At 60.0% G+C, this 15,837-nt stretch carries 11 protein-coding genes; 9 read left to right on the top strand and 2 right to left on the bottom strand.

All coding sequences use genetic code 11. The annotated features are described in order from the left end of the window. Positions 1-70: 70 nt before the first annotated feature. Both aceF and aceE read right to left on the bottom strand, forming a co-directional pair. A complete protein-coding gene (gene aceF, locus BLW11_RS02195) occupies positions 71-1,705 on the bottom strand; it encodes a dihydrolipoyllysine-residue acetyltransferase (RefSeq protein ID WP_048360385.1) in 1,635 nt (544 codons plus the stop codon). Between the two features lie 11 nt (positions 1,706-1,716). Then, positions 1,717-4,362 carry a pyruvate dehydrogenase (acetyl-transferring), homodimeric type gene (gene aceE / locus BLW11_RS02190; RefSeq protein ID WP_048360384.1) on the bottom strand — a complete coding sequence of 882 codons (2,646 nt, stop codon included), beginning with the start codon at positions 4,360-4,362 and terminating at the stop codon, positions 1,717-1,719. A gap of 383 nt (positions 4,363-4,745) precedes the next feature. On the opposite strand from aceE, the gene glnE reads away from it, so the two are divergent. The 9 genes from glnE to BLW11_RS02145 all read left to right on the top strand — a co-directional run bounded on the left by glnE (position 4,746) and on the right by BLW11_RS02145 (position 15,737). Further along, positions 4,746-7,688, top strand: coding sequence for a bifunctional [glutamate--ammonia ligase]-adenylyl-L-tyrosine phosphorylase/[glutamate--ammonia-ligase] adenylyltransferase (gene glnE, locus BLW11_RS02185; RefSeq protein WP_048360383.1), 2,943 nt, complete (start codon positions 4,746-4,748; stop codon positions 7,686-7,688). A 118-nt stretch (positions 7,689-7,806) separates the two neighbouring features. Then, positions 7,807-8,730, top strand: coding sequence for a branched-chain amino acid transaminase (locus tag BLW11_RS02180; protein ID WP_048360382.1), 924 nt, complete (start codon positions 7,807-7,809; stop codon positions 8,728-8,730). A gap of 58 nt (positions 8,731-8,788) precedes the next feature. Further along, positions 8,789-9,823: a lipopolysaccharide heptosyltransferase II gene (gene waaF, locus BLW11_RS02175; RefSeq protein WP_048360381.1), complete on the top strand. Its 1,035-nt coding sequence runs from the start codon at positions 8,789-8,791 to the stop codon at positions 9,821-9,823. Continuing rightward, positions 9,824-10,885 carry a lipopolysaccharide heptosyltransferase I gene (gene waaC / locus BLW11_RS02170; protein WP_048360380.1) on the top strand — a complete coding sequence of 354 codons (1,062 nt, stop codon included), beginning with the start codon at positions 9,824-9,826 and terminating at the stop codon, positions 10,883-10,885. Next, positions 10,885-12,006, top strand: coding sequence for a glycosyltransferase family 4 protein (locus BLW11_RS02165; protein WP_048360379.1), 1,122 nt, complete (start codon positions 10,885-10,887; stop codon positions 12,004-12,006). Before waaC ends, BLW11_RS02165 begins: the two co-directional genes overlap by 1 nt. Continuing rightward, on the top strand, positions 12,006-12,812 hold the full coding sequence (gene rfaP / locus BLW11_RS02160; protein ID WP_048360378.1) for a lipopolysaccharide core heptose(I) kinase RfaP: 807 nt from the start codon (positions 12,006-12,008) through the stop codon (positions 12,810-12,812). The genes BLW11_RS02165 and rfaP overlap by 1 nt, the downstream gene beginning before the upstream one ends. Then, complete coding sequence (locus BLW11_RS02155) at positions 12,812-13,546, top strand: lipopolysaccharide kinase InaA family protein (RefSeq protein ID WP_048360377.1); 735 nt, start codon at positions 12,812-12,814, stop codon at positions 13,544-13,546. Before rfaP ends, BLW11_RS02155 begins: the two co-directional genes overlap by 1 nt. Continuing rightward, positions 13,543-14,295 (top strand): lipopolysaccharide kinase InaA family protein, encoded by a 753-nt coding sequence (locus BLW11_RS02150; RefSeq protein WP_048360376.1) that lies wholly within the window; start codon positions 13,543-13,545, stop codon positions 14,293-14,295. Before BLW11_RS02155 ends, BLW11_RS02150 begins: the two co-directional genes overlap by 4 nt. Then, positions 14,295-15,737, top strand: coding sequence for a lipopolysaccharide kinase InaA family protein (locus BLW11_RS02145; protein WP_048360375.1), 1,443 nt, complete (start codon positions 14,295-14,297; stop codon positions 15,735-15,737). The genes BLW11_RS02150 and BLW11_RS02145 overlap by 1 nt, the downstream gene beginning before the upstream one ends. Positions 15,738-15,837 lie beyond the last annotated feature (100 nt).

Raw genomic sequence — 15,837 nt, 5'->3', positions numbered from 1 at the left:
TTGAGGTACGAGCGTGGCGCTCGGAAAACAGTGCGCTACCCGGCCCTCGGTGAGGAAGGCCGGGTACGGCTTACAGCAGGATAGTGCGGATGTCGCCCAGCAACTGGCTCAGACGCTGGGTGAAGCGTGCAGCAGCAGCGCCGTTGATCACACGGTGATCGTAGGACAGCGACAGTGGCAGCATCAGTTTCGGCTGGAAGGCTTTGCCGTCCCAGACTGGCTGGATGGTTGCCTTGGAAACGCCGAGGATCGCCACTTCCGGTGCGTTGACGATCGGCGTGAAGCCGGTGCCGCCAATGTGACCGAGGCTGGAAATGGTGAAGCACGCGCCTTGCATGTCGTCTGCGGTGAGCTTCTTGTCACGGGCCTTGGCAGCCAGTGCAGCGGCTTCAGCAGCCAGTTGCAGCAGGCTCTTCTGATCAACGTTCTTGATCACAGGGACCAGCAAACCATCCGGGGTGTCTACGGCGAAGCCGATGTTGACGTACTTCTTGCGGATGATCGCCTTGCCGCTTGGAGCCAGCGAGCTGTTGAAGTCCGGCATTTCCTTGAGCAGGTGTGCACAGGACTTGAGCAGCAGAGGCAGTACGGTCAGTTTCACACCGGCTTTTTCTGCGACGGCTTTTTGCGCGACGCGGAAGGCTTCCAGCTCGGTGATGTCAGCCTGATCGAACTGAGTCACGTGCGGGATGTTCAGCCAGCTGCGGTGCAGGCTCGACGCGCCGATTTGCATCAGGCGGGTCATGGCCACTTCTTCAACTTCGCCGAAGCGGCTGAAGTCGACTACAGGGATCGGCGGAATGCCAGCACCACCGGTTGCACCGGCGGCTGGAGCTTCCTTGGCCTTCTGCATCATGGTTTTGACGTAAGCCTGCACGTCTTCCTTGATCACACGGCCGTGTGGGCCGCTCGGGCTGACCGCGCTCAGCTCAACGCCGAACTCGCGGGCCAGTTGACGCACGGCCGGGCCGGCGTGAACTTTGGCGCCCTTTGGCGCAGGCGCGGCGGCCGGGGCAGGGGCTGCCGGGGCTTTGGCGGCTGGCGCAGGGGCCGCAGCAGGGGCTTCAGCTTTGGCGGCGGCAGGTGCAGCAGCCTGGGCTGGAGCTGCAGGCGCAGCAGCACCGGCAACCTTGAGCTTGAGGATGAAATCGCCAGTGCCGACTTCGTCATCCAGCTTGACCGAAATGCTCTCAACCACACCGGCGGCTGGCGATGGAATTTCCATGCTGGCCTTGTCGGATTCGAGGGTGATCAACGATTGATCAGCCTCAACGGTATCGCCGGCCTTGACCAGGACTTCGATGATTTTGGCTTTGCCCGACGAGCCGATATCCGGGACATAGATGTCCTGGATGGTGGCGGCGGCAGGTGCAGCCGGGGCCGCAGGGGCCTCGGCAACAGGGGCGGCAGCAGGTTTTTCAGCTGCGGCCGGAGCCGCTGCAGGGGCTGCAGCTTCAGGCGCCGCATCGGCGCCCTCGGCTTCCAGTTCCATCAGTTCGTCGCCTTCTTTCAAGCGGTCGCCCAGCTTGACCTTCAGGCTTTTGACGATACCGGCTTTAGGCGCAGGGATTTCCATGCTCGCCTTGTCCGATTCCAGCGTCAGGATGCTCTGATCGGCTTCGATACGGTCGCCGACTTTTACAAACAGCTCGATGACTTCACCGTCGCCGCTGCCGATGTCAGGTACTCGAATGAGTTCGCTCACAAATATTCTCCTCAGCAGTCCAGTGGGTTGCGTTTTTCCGGGTTGATGCCGAACTTGACGATTGCTTCTGCAACCACCTTAGGTTCGATATCGCCACGGTCAGCCAGTGCTTCCAGGGCTGCCAACACCACGAAGTGACGGTCTACTTCAAAGAAGTGACGCAGTTTTTTGCGGCTGTCGCTGCGGCCGAAACCGTCAGTGCCCAGCACTTTGAATTCCTTGACCGGTACCCACTGACGAATCTGTTCAGCGAACAGCTTCATGTAGTCGGTAGAGGCAATAACCGGACCTTTACGGCCAGTCAGGCACTCTTCGACGTAGCTCAGCTTAGGCTTCTGGCCCGGGTGCAGACGGTTGCTGCGCTCAACGGCCAGGCCGTCGCGACGCAGTTCGTTGAAGCTGGTAACGCTCCATACGTCAGCGCCGATGTTGAACTGTTCACGCAGGATGATCGCCGCTTCACGGACTTCACGCAGGATGGTGCCGGAGCCCATCAGCTGAACGTGGTGTGCCGCTTCTTTGGTGTCTTCCTCGAGCAGGTACATCCCTTTGACGATGCCTTCCTCAACACCGGCCGGCATGGCTGGCTGCTGGTAAGACTCGTTCATCACGGTGATGTAGTAGAAGACGTCCTGTTGCTCTTCGGTCATCTTCTTCATGCCGTCCTGAATGATCACCGCCAGCTCATAGCCGTAGGTTGGATCAAAGGTGCGGCAGTTCGGGATGGTACCGGCCAGGATGTGGCTGTGACCGTCTTCGTGCTGCAGGCCTTCACCGTTGAGCGTGGTGCGCCCGGCGGTGCCGCCGATCAGGAAGCCACGGGTGCGGCTGTCGCCAGCGGCCCAGGCCAGGTCGCCAATACGCTGGAAGCCGAACATCGAGTAGAAGATGTAGAACGGCAGCATCGGCTGGTTGTGGTTGGAGTACGAAGTACCGGCGGCGATGAAGGAGCTCATGGCGCCTGCTTCGTTGATGCCTTCTTCGAGGATCTGACCTTTTTTGTCTTCGCGGTAGAACATCACCTGGTCTTTATCGACTGGCTCGTAGAGCTGGCCGACGGACGAGTAGATGCCCAACTGACGGAACATGCCTTCCATACCGAAGGTACGGGCTTCGTCCGGGATGATCGGAACGATGCGCTGACCGATTTCCTTGTCCTTGACCAGCTGCGCCAGGATGCGCACGAAAGCCATGGTGGTGGAAATTTCACGGTCGCCGGAGCCGTCAAGGATGGCCTTGAGGGTGTCCAGTGGCGGGGTCGGAATGCTGGTGCTCAATGCGCGACGCTGAGGAACGAAACCGCCCAGTGCAGTGCGGCGCTCGCTCAGGTAGCGGGCTTCAGCGCTGCCAACTTCAGGCTTGAAGAACGGCAGGTTTTCGATTTCGTCGTCTTTAACCGGGATGTCGAAACGATCACGGAACAACTTCAGGCTTTCAACATCAACTTTCTTGGTGTTGTGCGCAGTGTTTTTCGCTTCGCCGGCACCGGTGCCATAACCCTTGATGGTCTTGGCCAGGATGACGGTTGGCTGGTTCTTGTGGTTAACCGCTTCGTGGTAAGCCGCGTAGACCTTGTACGGGTCGTGGCCGCCACGGTTGAGTTTCCAGATCTCGTCGTCGGACAGATCAGCAACCATCGCCTTGAGTTCCGGCGAGTTGAAGAAGTGTTCACGAACGAACGCGCCGTCTTTGGCTTTGTAGTTCTGGTACTCGCCGTCGATGACTTCGTCCATGCGACGTTGCAGGATGCCGTCGACGTCCTTGGCCAGCAGTGGGTCCCAGAAACGGCCCCAGATGACTTTGGTAACGTTCCACTGAGCACCGCGGAATACGCCTTCGAGTTCCTGGATGATCTTGCCGTTGCCGCGAACCGGGCCATCGAGGCGCTGCAGGTTGCAGTTGATGACGAAGATCAGGTTGTCGAGGTTTTCACGGCCAGCCAGGGAGATCGCGCCCAGGGATTCTGGTTCGTCGCACTCGCCGTCGCCCAGGAAACACCAGACTTTTTGCTTGCCTGCCGGGATGTAACCACGGGCTTCCAGGTACTTCATGAAGCGAGCCTGGTAGATCGCCTGGATCGGGCCAAGGCCCATCGATACAGTCGGGAACTGCCAGAAATCAGGCATCAGCCAAGGGTGCGGGTAGGACGACAGGCCCTGACCGTCCACTTCCTGGCGGAAGTTGTTCATTTGTTCTTCAGTGATCCGGCCTTCCATGAACGCACGGGCGTAAACGCCTGGCGAGGTATGACCCTGGAAGTAGATCAGGTCGCCGCCGTGTTCGTCGGTCGGAGCCTGGAAGAAGTAGTTGAAACCGATGTCATACAGGGTTGCGCTGGAAGCGAAGCTGGAGATATGACCGCCCAGGTCAGAATCTTTCAAGTTCGTGCGCATCACCATGGCCATGGCGTTCCAGCGAACCAGCGAGCGAATGCGGCGTTCCATGAACAGGTCGCCAGGCATGCGTGCTTCGTGGGTTACAGGAATCGTGTTGCGGTAAGGCGTGGTGATGGCATACGGCAGCTGCGAACCGGTGCGGGTAGCGAGCTCACCCATACGGGTCATCAGGTAGTGAGCGCGGTCTTCGCCTTCTTTGTCGAGAACCGATTCCAGGGCGTCCAGCCATTCCTGGGTTTCGACGGGATCGAGGTCTTGCATGGCTTGCTCCAGGGCGGATAGGCTTCCAGAATCGGTTGCCTGAGTTTGCGACTGGCCTTGTGGGCAGACGACATAAATTCTTGGATGGCCGGAGGTTGGTTCCAGCGGCGTGTAGTTTTACTACAAATCGTCGGCCATTTCAGCCTTTCGAGTGTGTGAGTCAGTAGTAAAACTACAGGAAAGGTCCTGATGGCCACCTGTTAGGTTGTGCGAAAAATCGATATTGTTGGTGCGTTTCACGATATTTAGCCCGCAAAGTGCGGGCTGGATGCTAACCAAAATGATCTTCCAGCTATTTATAACCTTTGTTCGACAGTCGGATTAAACCGCTGTTTCTTCCTGTCACCGTACTCGGCAACACCTTCGCCGATCAAGGATAGACCATGAGCCTTCCGTCGCTTGCTCCAATTCCAGGCCTTTTACTGCCACTTGCCAACCGTGCCGAGCAATCGTGGCGCACGGCAGTTGCGGGACTTGAAGGCGGGCACGGGCTCGACGACTGGTCGGCCGAACGTTGGTCGGCGTTCCATCGGGTGAGTGCGGCGAGTGACTTCTTTATTGAACAGTCGCTTCGTGACCCTTTGATGTTGCTTGAACTGGTGCGCGCAGGCGAGCTGGATCGCAGCTTCGCCCCCGGCGAGCTGTGCAGGCAGGTGGCCGATGTCGTGCAGGCAGCCGCCACCGATGACGAGCTGGGCCGTGCACTGCGCCGCCAGCGTACCCGCCAGCAAATCCGGATTATCTGGCGTGACCTCAACCGCCAGGCCGATTTGATCGAAACCTGCCGCGACCTGTCAGACATGGCCGATGCCAGCATCGATCAGGCCTATCGCTGGCTGTATCAGCGCCATTGCCAGCAGTTCGGCACGCCAACCGGGCACCGCAGCGGGGAACCGCAGCAGATGGTGATTCTGGGCATGGGCAAGCTCGGTGCCGTAGAGCTGAACCTGTCTTCGGATATCGACTTGATCTTCGCCTACCCCGAAGGCGGCGAAACCGTGGGCGCCAAGCGTGCGCTGGACAACCAGGAATTTTTCATCCGCCTCGGCCAGCGCCTGATCAAGGCACTGGACCCGATGACCGTCGACGGCTTTGTGTTCCGCGTCGACATGCGCCTGCGCCCGTATGGCTCGTCCGGTGCGCTGGTGCTGAGCTTCAATGCGCTGGAGCAGTATTACCAGGACCAGGGCCGCGACTGGGAGCGTTACGCCATGATCAAAGCCCGCGTGGTGGCGGGCGATCAGGTGATGGGCGCGCAGCTGCTCAGCCTGTTGCGCCCGTTCGTCTACCGGCGCTATCTCGATTTTTCGGCGATTGAAGCGCTGCGCACCATGAAGCAGTTGATCCAGCAGGAGGTGCGGCGCAAAGGCATGGCCGACAACATCAAACTGGGGGCGGGCGGGATTCGTGAAGTCGAGTTCATCGCCCAGGCGTTCCAGCTGATCCACGGCGGCCGTGACCTCAGCCTGCAGCAGCGGCCGCTGCTCAAGGTCCTGACTATTCTGGAAGGCCAGGGCTATTTGCCCGGCGAAGTGGTCAGCGAGCTGCGCGAAGGCTATGAATTCCTGCGTTATACCGAGCATGCGATCCAGTCCATTGCCGACCGCCAGACCCAAATGCTGCCTGACACCCCGCAGGATCAGGCCCGCATTGCCTTTATGATGGGTTTTGACAACTGGACGGCATTCCATGAGCAACTGATGGCGTGGCGTGGGCGTATCGACTGGCATTTCCGTCAGGTCATTGCAGACCCTGATGAAGAAGAGGTCATCGATGAGGGTGAGCTGATTGTCGGTGGTGAGTGGCTGCCCCTGTGGGAAGAGGTTCAGGACGACGCCGCGGCCTGTGCCCAGCTGGAAGAGGCCGGTTTTGTCGATGCCCCAAAAGCCCTGAAACAACTGGCCGCCCTGCGTTCCAGCCCGCAACTGCGCTCCATGCAGCGCTTGGGGCGTGAGCGCCTGGACGCCTTTATCCCGCGTTTGCTGGCGCAAGCCGTTGAGCACGCCAACCCCGATCTGGTACTGGAACGGGTGTTGCCGCTGGTAGAGGCGGTCGCCCGACGTTCTGCTTATTTAGTGTTGTTGACCGAAAACCCCGACGCGTTGCGGCGTTTGCTGACGCTGTGTGCGGCCAGCCCCTGGATCGCGGAACAAATCACCCGCTTCCCGTTGCTGCTCGATGAGTTGCTCAACGAACGTCGACTGTTCAAACCGCCCCTGGCCCCAGAGCTGGCGGCCGAGTTGCGCGAGCGCCTGACACGCATCCCCGAGGATGACCTGGAGCAGCAGATGGAGGCCTTGCGAAACTTCAAGCTGGCCCACCGTCTGCGGGTCGCCGCGTCCGAAATCGCCGGCAGCCTGCCTTTAATGAAAGTCAGCGATTACCTGACCTGGCTGGCCGAAGCGATTCTGGAACAAGTGCTGGCGCTGGCCTGGCGCCAGACGGTGGCCAAGTACGGCACCCCGCAGCGTGCCAACGGCAGCCTGTGCGACCCCGGCTTCATTATTGTCGGCTACGGCAAGGTCGGCGGAATCGAGCTGGGACATGGCTCGGATCTGGACCTGGTGTTTATCCATGATGGCGACCCGAACGCCGAAACCGATGGTGCCAAGCCCATCGACGGTGCGCAGTTTTTCACCCGCCTGGGCCAGCGCATCATCCATTTGCTGACGGCCCAGACCAACTCCGGGCAGCTGTATGACGTCGACATGCGCTTGCGCCCGTCAGGCGCGTCGGGGTTGCTGGTCAGCTCGCTGGGTGCGTTCGAGCGTTATCAGGAAAGCGAAGCCTGGACCTGGGAACACCAGGCGCTGGTGCGGGCTCGGGTGCTGGTGGGTTGCAAGCAGGTAGGCGCGGCGTTTGAAAACGTGCGCGCCAGCATCTTGAGCCGCGCGCGTGACCTGCCCACCTTGCGTCAGGAAGTGAGCGAAATGCGGGCCAAGATGCGTGGCAACCTGGGCACCCGTATCACCGCCGCCGGCACCGCCGAAAATGCCTACGAGGCCACGGTGCCGTTCGACCTCAAGCAGGACGCCGGAGGTATCGTCGATATTGAATTTATGGTGCAATACGCGGCTCTGGCATGGTCCAGGGAACACCCGGCGTTACTGCGCTACACCGACAATATCCGCATTCTGGAAGGGCTGGAGCAGGCAGGGCTGATGCCCGTCACCGATGCCAGCCTGTTGCGCGAGGCTTACAAGGCCTTTCGCGCCGTCGCCCACCGGCAAGCCTTGCAGAAGGAAGCTGGGGTGGTCACGGGGGATCAATTCGTGGTCGAACGTCAACACGTACGGCGCATTTGGTCTGAGCTAGGATTGAGCTAGTTTTTTAGCTTATATACAGAATTAGAGCTGTAAGAACGTATCCGGCGGGTCCATAAGGCCCGTCCAATTTGCCTGAAGCTTCAGAGCGCAGGTGCTGGATTCTTTGAGGAGCGTAATGATGTCGATGGCTGATCGTGATGGTGTGATCTGGTATGACGGCAAGCTGGTGCCGTGGCGCGATGCGACCACCCACGTGCTGACCCATACCCTACACTACGGCATGGGCGTGTTTGAAGGTGTGCGCGCTTACGAAACCCCGCAGGGCGCGGCGATTTTCCGCTTGCAGGCGCACACTGACCGCCTGTTCGATTCGGCCCACATCATGGGCATGAAGATCCCGTTCAGCAAAGACGAAATCAACGAAGCGACCCGCCTCGCGGTGCGTGAAAACAACCTCGACAGCGCCTACATTCGCCCGATGGTGTTCTACGGATCTGAAGCCATGGGCCTGCGCGCCACTGGCCTCAAGGTCCACGTGATCATCGCGCCATGGAGCTGGGGTGCCTACATGGGCGCCGAAGCGCTGGAAGTCGGGATCAAGGTGCGCACCAGCTCCTTTACCCGTCACCACGTGAACATTTCCATGACCCGGGCCAAGGCCAACGGTCACTACATCAACTCGATGCTGGCCCTGCAGGAAGCGATTTCCGGCGGTGCCGACGAAGCGCTGTTGCTGGACCCTGAAGGTTTCGTCGCTGAAGGCTCGGGCGAAAACGTATTCCTGGTCAAGGACGGCGTGATTTACACCCCGGACGTGACGGCCTGCCTGAACGGCATCACCCGCAGCACGATCCTGACCCTGGCCACTGAGCTTGGGTACAAGTTTGTTGAAAAACGCATCACCCGCGACGAGGTGTATATCGCCGACGAAGCGTTCTTTACCGGCACTGCCGCTGAAGTAACGCCGATTCGCGAAGTCGACGGGCGTCATATCGGTATTGGCCGTCGTGGCCCGATCACCGAAAAACTGCAAAAGGCTTACTTTGACCTGGTGACCGGCAAGACTACGGACCACCCAGAGTGGCGTACACTGGTCAAATAAAGCGATATGGCATCACAGCAGGGAGGCGAATGCCTCCCTTGCTTGTTTATGGAAACTTATGAATATTTTGATCGTTGGGCCCAGCTGGGTCGGTGACATGGTGATGGCGCAGACACTGTTCCAGTGCCTCAAACAGCGCCACCCGCAGTGCGAAATCGATGTGTTGGCCCCCGAGTGGAGCCGGCCCATCCTTGAGCGCATGCCTGAAGTTCGCAAGGCCTTGAGCTTTCCGCTCGGCCACGGCGCGCTCGAACTGGCCACGCGACGCAAGATCGGCAAGTCCCTCAAGGGCCAGTACGATCAGGCCATTTTGCTGCCCAACTCGCTCAAATCGGCCCTTGTGCCGTTTTTTGCGGGTATCGCGAAACGCACCGGCTGGCTTGGCGAGTTCCGCTACGGCCTGCTTAACGACGTGCGCAAGCTCGATAAAGAACGCTACCCGTTGATGATCGAGCGCTTTATGGCCCTGGCTTATGAACCGGGGGCTGACCTGCCAAAACCGTACCCGCGACCTGATTTGCAGATTGACCCGCAAAGCCGCGATGCGGCGCTGACCAAGTTCGGCCTGGCGCTGGACCGTCCGGTGCTGGCGCTGTGCCCGGGTGCCGAGTTTGGCGAGTCCAAGCGCTGGCCGTCTGAGCATTACGCCAAAGTCGCCGAGCAAAAGATCCGCGAAGGTTGGCAGGTGTGGCTGTTCGGCTCCAAAAACGATCACGCAGTGGGCGAAGACATCCGCTCGCGGCTGATCCCGGGCCTGCGCGAAGAGTCGGTCAACCTCAGCGGCGAGACTTCGCTGGCTGAAGCCATCGACCTGTTGTCGTGCGCCGACGCCGTGGTGTCCAACGATTCGGGGCTGATGCACGTGGCTGCCGCGCTGAACCGCCCGCTGGTGGCGGTGTATGGCTCCACATCGCCGGGCTTTACCCCGCCTTTGGCCGACAAGGTCGAAATCGTGCGTCTGGGGCTCGAATGCAGCCCGTGTTTTGACCGCACCTGCCGTTTTGGCCACTACAACTGCTTGCGCGAACTGATGCCGCAGCCGGTGGTTGAAGCCTTGCAGCGTTTGCAGGGCTCACCGGTCGAGGTCCATTAAGTGCGTGTTCTGTTGGTCAAAACCTCATCCCTTGGGGATGTGATCCATGCCTTGCCCGCGTTGACCGATGCGGCGCGGGCGATCCCGGGCATCACCTTTGACTGGGTCGTGGAAGAAGGCTTTGCCGAAATCCCGACCTGGCACCCGGCGGTGGGCAAAGTCATTCCTGTGGCGATCCGCCGCTGGCGCAAAAACATCTGGGAAACCATCAAGAGCGGTGAGTGGCGACGCTTCAAGCAAAGCCTGCGCGCCGAGAAATACGATCTGGTGATCGACGCTCAAGGCCTGGTCAAAAGCGCCTGGCTGACCCGTTACGTGAAAGCCCCGGTGGCCGGTCTGGATAAAGACTCAGCCCGTGAACCTCTGGCCAGCCGCTTTTATCAGCGTCGTCTGGCCGTGGCTCGTGGGCAGCACGCGGTTGAGCGTTTGCGCCAGCTGTTTGCGGTGGCGTTGGGTTACGACCTGCCCAAAGGGCTGGGCGATTACGGCCTCGACGTTGAGCGCCTGATTGAGTTGCCGCGCAAGAAGCCTTACGTACTGTTTTTGCACGGCACCACGTGGGACACCAAACACTGGCCCGAAGTGTACTGGCGCGACCTGGCCCTGCGCATGGGGCACATGGGTGTCGAAGTACGCTTGCCGTGGGGCAATCCGGCTGAGAAGGCCCGTGCCGAACGCATCGCCAGCGGCCTGAACAATGCCGTGGTACTGCCCAAGCTGAATCTGGCGGGGGTTGCCAAGGTACTGGCCAGCGCCAGCGCTTGCGTAGCGGTCGATACCGGGCTGGGGCATTTGGCGGCTGCACTGGATGTGCCGACCATCTCCCTGTTTGGCCCCACCAACCCGGGGCTCACCGGCGCCTATGGCAAGGTGCAAATCCACCTGGCCAGCGATTTTCCATGCGCGCCGTGCCTGCAGAAAAAATGCACCTACACTCCGACTGCACAGGACCAGCAGCGGTTTGATCTGAAAAACGAGTGGCCGTTGTGCTTTACCCGTTTGAACCCTGAGCGTGTCGCGAGTCGATTAAGCACGTTGTTACTGGCTGAGGAACTGCGCTGATGCAACTGGCTTTTGTGCTGTACAAATATTTCCCGTTTGGCGGGCTGCAACGCGACTTCATGCGCATTGCGCTGGAATGTCAGAAACGCGGGCACCAGATCCGTGTGTACACGATGATCTGGGAAGGTGACATCCCGCCGGGTTTTGAAGTGCTGGTGGCGCCGGTCAAGGCGTTTCACAACCATACCCGCAACGAAAAAATGCTCGCCTGGATGCAGGCCGACCTGGCCAAGCGCCCGGTGGACCGTCTGATTGGCTTCAACAAAATGCCGGGTCTGGACGTGTATTACGCGGCCGACGGCTGTTTTGAAGACAAGGCGCAAAACCTGCGCCATTCGTTTTATCGCTTCTTCAAGCGTTACAAACACTTTGCTGAATACGAGCGGGCGGTGTTCGACAAGAACGCCAAGACTGAAATCCTGATGATTTCCGAAGTCCAGCAGCCGCTGTTCATCAAGCATTACGACACCCCGTTGGAGCGTTTTCATCTGCTGCCGCCGGGTATTGCGCTGGACCGTCGTGCACCGGCCAATGCGGCCGAGATTCGGGCCGAGTTTCGCCGCGAATTCAAGCTGGCAGACGACGACCTGCTGTTGGTGCAGATCGGCTCCGGGTTCAAGACTAAGGGCGTGGATCGCAGCCTTAAAGCCCTGGCAGCGTTGCCTGCCGAGCTTAAAAAGCGCACTAAATTATTTGTCATTGGTCAGGACGACCCTAAAGTCTTTCAATTGCAGAGCGCCACATTGGGGCTGGGTGATCACTTGCAGTTCCTCAAGGGCCGCAGCGATATCCCGCGTTTCCTGTTGGGCGCGGACCTGTTGATTCACCCGGCCTACAACGAAAACACCGGCACCGTGCTGCTTGAAGCACTGGTCGCAGGTTTGCCGGTGCTGGTCAGCGCTGTTTGCGGTTACGCCCATTACATCAGCGACGCTGATTGTGGCCGGGTACTGGACGAGCCGTTCGAGCAGGCGCAACTCAATGAATACCTGACACACATGTTGTCCGACGATGCTGCGCGCGCGGCCTGGAGCCAAAATGGCCTGGCCTACGCACAGACGGCCGACCTCTACAGCATGCCGCAGCACGCTGCGGATGTGATTCTGGCGGAGCAACACTGATGAAACTGATTCTTGCCGAACCGTTCAAGAGCTTGTGGGCGGGACGCGATGCGTTCACCGAAGTCGAGCGCCTGGAGGGCGAGGTTTACCGTGAGCTGGACGGCCGGCGTACCTTGCGTACCGAAGTCGACGGGCACGGTTTTTTCGTGAAAGTCCACCGTGGCATTGGCTGGGGTGAAGTGCTCAAAAACCTGCTGACGGCCAAGTTGCCGGTGCTCGGCGCAGGCCAGGAGTGGCGGGCGATCGAGCGTTTGCACGAAGTCGGTGTACCCACCATGACAGCCGTTGCTTACGGCGAAAAGGGCAGCAACCCGGCTGCGCAGCACTCGTTCATCATCACCGAAGAACTGGCCCCGACAGTCAGCCTTGAAGACTTCAGCCTCAATTGGGTCAAGCAGCCGCCGCCGCCAAAACTCAAGCATGCGCTGATCGCCGAAGTGGCGCGCATGACCGGCATGATGCACCGCGCCGGGGTTAACCATCGCGACTGCTACATCTGTCACTTTTTGCTGCACACCGACAAACCGGTCACGGCCCAGGACTTGCGCCTGTCGGTCATTGACCTGCACCGTGCGCAGGTCCGCACGGTCATCAGCAAGCGCTGGCGCAACAAGGACCTGGCGGCCCTGTACTTTTCTGCACTGGATATCGGCCTGACGCAACGGGACAAACTGCGATTCCTGCGCGGTTACTTCCAGATGCCGCTGCGCCAGATCCTGCGCGAAGAGGCCCGCCTGCTGGCGTGGCTGGAAGGCAAGGCGAGCAAACTCTACGAACGCAAACTGCGTTATGGAGATGCACTGTAATGGCGGGTTGGAATCTGGAACCGGCTTACAGTGCACTCGCTTCTGACTTTGGCAGTCTGGAGGCGGTGTTTGCCCTGGAGGGCGTGCACCTGACCCGCGACCCGTTGTCTGAAGTGATTCGTGTCGAGCGTGATGGCGTCAATTACTACGTCAAGCGCTACACCGGTGCGGGCAAGGGATTGCGCCGCTACCTGGGCCGCCCCCGGGTCAAGTCCGAATGGCAAAACCTCAAGCGTTTCGCCAAGTGGGGCATTCCTACGGCCGAAGTTGTGGCCTGGGGCCTTGAGCGCAGTGGCTTTGCCTACTCCCGTGGCGCCATGATCACTCGCGAGTTGCCCAATACCCGCGATTTGTCGGACCTTGCGGACAACCATGATCCGTTGCTCAAGGACCGTACCTGGGTCGATTGCATCAGCCGCCAACTGGCGCGCTATACCAAGACCATGCACGGCCATCGCTTCACGCATAACGACCTGAAGTGGCGCAACCTGCTGGTCGATCATCAGCCAAAACTGTTCTTGATCGACTGCCCGAACGGTGATTTCTGGCGTGGTTTCTGGCTCAAGTACCGCATCACCAAAGACCTGGCGTGCCTCGACAAAGTGGCCAAGTACCATTTGTCCTACACCCAGCGCTTACGCTTTTATTTCCAATACACCGGGCGCACCAAGCTCAATGCGGCGGACAAGGAACGTGTCCGCCATGTGGTGCGTTTTTTTGAGGGCCGGGAATGACTGATTTTGTAGCCGACGCGGACCGGGCTTTGCTTGAGCGCAACGGGCTGGCTGATTTCGACGCGTTGTGGGCCGTGCAACTGGAAGCGGTGGACGAGCCCAACACCAGCGGTGGCGGCTGGAGCAGCGTGTTTCGCATGGATCTGGAAGGCCAGGGCTTTTACCTCAAGCGCCAAAGCAACTACCTGACCCGTACCTTGCACAGCCCGCTCGGTGAACCGAGTTTTGCCCGCGAATTTCGTAATATTCAGCGCTACCGGCAGATGGGTATTCCAGCGCTGGAGGCCGTGTTTTTTGGTGAGCGCAAGATCCCGGGCGAACGCCGGGCGATCCTGGTGACGCGTGCGCTGGACGGCTGGAATGACCTCGACTCGCTGCTGGAGCAATGGTCGCAGTTGAGCGATGAGCAGCAGCAAGCGATTTTACAGGCCTGTGGCCAACTGGCGCGGCGCCTGCACGCGGTGCGCCAGGTGCATGGCTGTTTCTACCCCAAGCACATCTTCTTGCAGCCCGATGGCGCTGGCTATCGTGCCCAGCTGATCGATCTGGAGAAAACCCGGCCATTGCTGCTGGGCCAGCGTGACCGGGTCAAGGATATCGAGCCGTTGCTGCGCCGGGCCCATGTCTGGACTGAGGCCGATGTGCGTGCCTTGCTCGCGGCGTATCTGGAGCAACCGGCAGGCAGCGGCCTGGTGGATGCATGGTTCAAGCGTTTGAATGTGCGCCGCAGTCACAAGGAGACCCGCTGATGCGTTTGTCCGAACTGCAAAAAGCCGGGCGTACGCCGGGCTTGCCGATCAGCCTGGAACTGGCCGACGCGGCCGGGCCCGCGCAACTGCAATTGCTGACCTTGTTGCGCGTGTTGCCCGGCCAGCGTTATGTCGGTGCCGGCGTATGGCGCGGGCGACCGGTGCTGGCCAAATTGTTGGTGGGCAGCAAGGCGGCACGCAACTTCGAGCGCGAACTGACCGGTGTGCGGCTGTTGGCCAAGCAAGGCCTGACCACACCGTTACTGCTGGCTGATGGCTTGCAGGAAGGCGAAGGCGGCTGGTTGTTGTTCGAGTTTCTGGAAGATGCCCAGAGCCTGGACCAGGCGTGGAAAGCGGTGCAGGGCTTGCCGGTGCTGGCTGATGAGCAGCAAGCGGTCCTGGCCGAGGCGCTCACGGCCATCGGCCAGATGCACCTCAAGGGCTTGTGGCAAGAAGACTTGCACCTGGACAACCTGCTGCGCCACAACGGTCAGCTGTACTTGATCGACGGTGCGGGTATTTGTGCCGAAGAGGCGGGCAAACCGCTGTCCCGGCAAAAAGTGCTGGAAAACCTCGGGGTGTTTTTTGCTCAACTGCCAAAGACCCTTGAGCCGTTTATCGAAGAGCTGCTGGTGCATTACCTGCTGAGCAACGGCGAACACGCCTTGCCGCTGGAAGCGCTGCTCAAGCAGGTCGAGAAGGTTCGCGCCTGGCGCATGAATGACTACCTGACCAAGGTCGGTCGCGATTGCACGCTGTTCAGCGTTCAGAGTGGTGCCTTCGCCTTGCGTGCAATTCGCCGCGAAGAAGAGGCCGCGATGCTGCCGGTGCTGGCCAATGCCGATGCGCTGCTGGACCAGAGCCATCTGTATAAAACCGGTGGGGCGGCCAGTGTCGGCAAGGTTGAAGTGGCGGGCCGCACATGGGTGGTCAAACGCTACAACATCAAAGGATTTGCCCATTGGCTCAAACGTTTTTGGCGCCCGAGCCGGGCCTGGCATTCGTGGCGTGAAGGCAACCGCCTGGCGTTCCTCGGTATCGCCACGCCCAAGCCGCTGGCACTGCTGGAAACCCGGTTTTTATGGCTGCGCGGCAAAGCGTATCTGGTGACCGAGTATCTGCCGGGGCCGGACATCATCGAGCGCTTTGCGCCCTATGTTGAGCACGGCGATGCACCTGAAGCAGAGCTGGTGGCGCTGGACCGGTTGTTTGCGGATTTGCTTCGCGAGCGCATCAGTCACGGTGACCTCAAGGGTCATAACGTGTTCTGGGATGAAGGGCGCTGGGCGCTGATCGATCTGGATTCGATGTGTCAGCACCGGTCCCGCAGCAGCTTTGCCCCGGCGTATGCCCGGGACCGGGCGCGCTTTATGCGCAACTGGCCGGTAGGCAGTGCGCTGTATCAGGTGATTGACGGGCGACTGCCGAAAAACCCTGACTGAAGCGTGACCAAGATTTTCTGTGGGAGTATTTTCTGTGGGAGCGAGCCTACTCGCGAATGCTCTTCGCGAGCAGGCTCGCTCCCACAGGGATGGTGTTATG

This window comes from Pseudomonas deceptionensis (genome assembly GCF_900106095.1).
GTDB lineage: Bacteria > Pseudomonadota > Gammaproteobacteria > Pseudomonadales > Pseudomonadaceae > Aquipseudomonas > Aquipseudomonas deceptionensis.
This window is presented reverse-complemented; position numbering and strand designations above follow the sequence as displayed.

Excerpts from the sequence above, each read along its gene's own strand:
- aceE (WP_048360384.1), bottom strand. The coding sequence starts at position 4,362 with ATGCAAGACCTCGATCCCGTCGAAACCCAGGAATGGCTGGACGCCCTG.
- glnE (WP_048360383.1), top strand. The coding sequence starts at position 4,746 with ATGAGCCTTCCGTCGCTTGCTCCAATTCCAGGCCTTTTACTGCCACTT.
- BLW11_RS02180 (WP_048360382.1), top strand. The coding sequence starts at position 7,807 with ATGTCGATGGCTGATCGTGATGGTGTGATCTGGTATGACGGCAAGCTG.
- waaF (WP_048360381.1), top strand. The coding sequence starts at position 8,789 with ATGAATATTTTGATCGTTGGGCCCAGCTGGGTCGGTGACATGGTGATG.
- BLW11_RS02165 (WP_048360379.1), top strand. The coding sequence starts at position 10,885 with ATGCAACTGGCTTTTGTGCTGTACAAATATTTCCCGTTTGGCGGGCTG.
- rfaP (WP_048360378.1), top strand. The coding sequence starts at position 12,006 with ATGAAACTGATTCTTGCCGAACCGTTCAAGAGCTTGTGGGCGGGACGC.
- BLW11_RS02155 (WP_048360377.1), top strand. The coding sequence starts at position 12,812 with ATGGCGGGTTGGAATCTGGAACCGGCTTACAGTGCACTCGCTTCTGAC.
- BLW11_RS02150 (WP_048360376.1), top strand. The coding sequence starts at position 13,543 with ATGACTGATTTTGTAGCCGACGCGGACCGGGCTTTGCTTGAGCGCAAC.
- BLW11_RS02145 (WP_048360375.1), top strand. The coding sequence starts at position 14,295 with ATGCGTTTGTCCGAACTGCAAAAAGCCGGGCGTACGCCGGGCTTGCCG.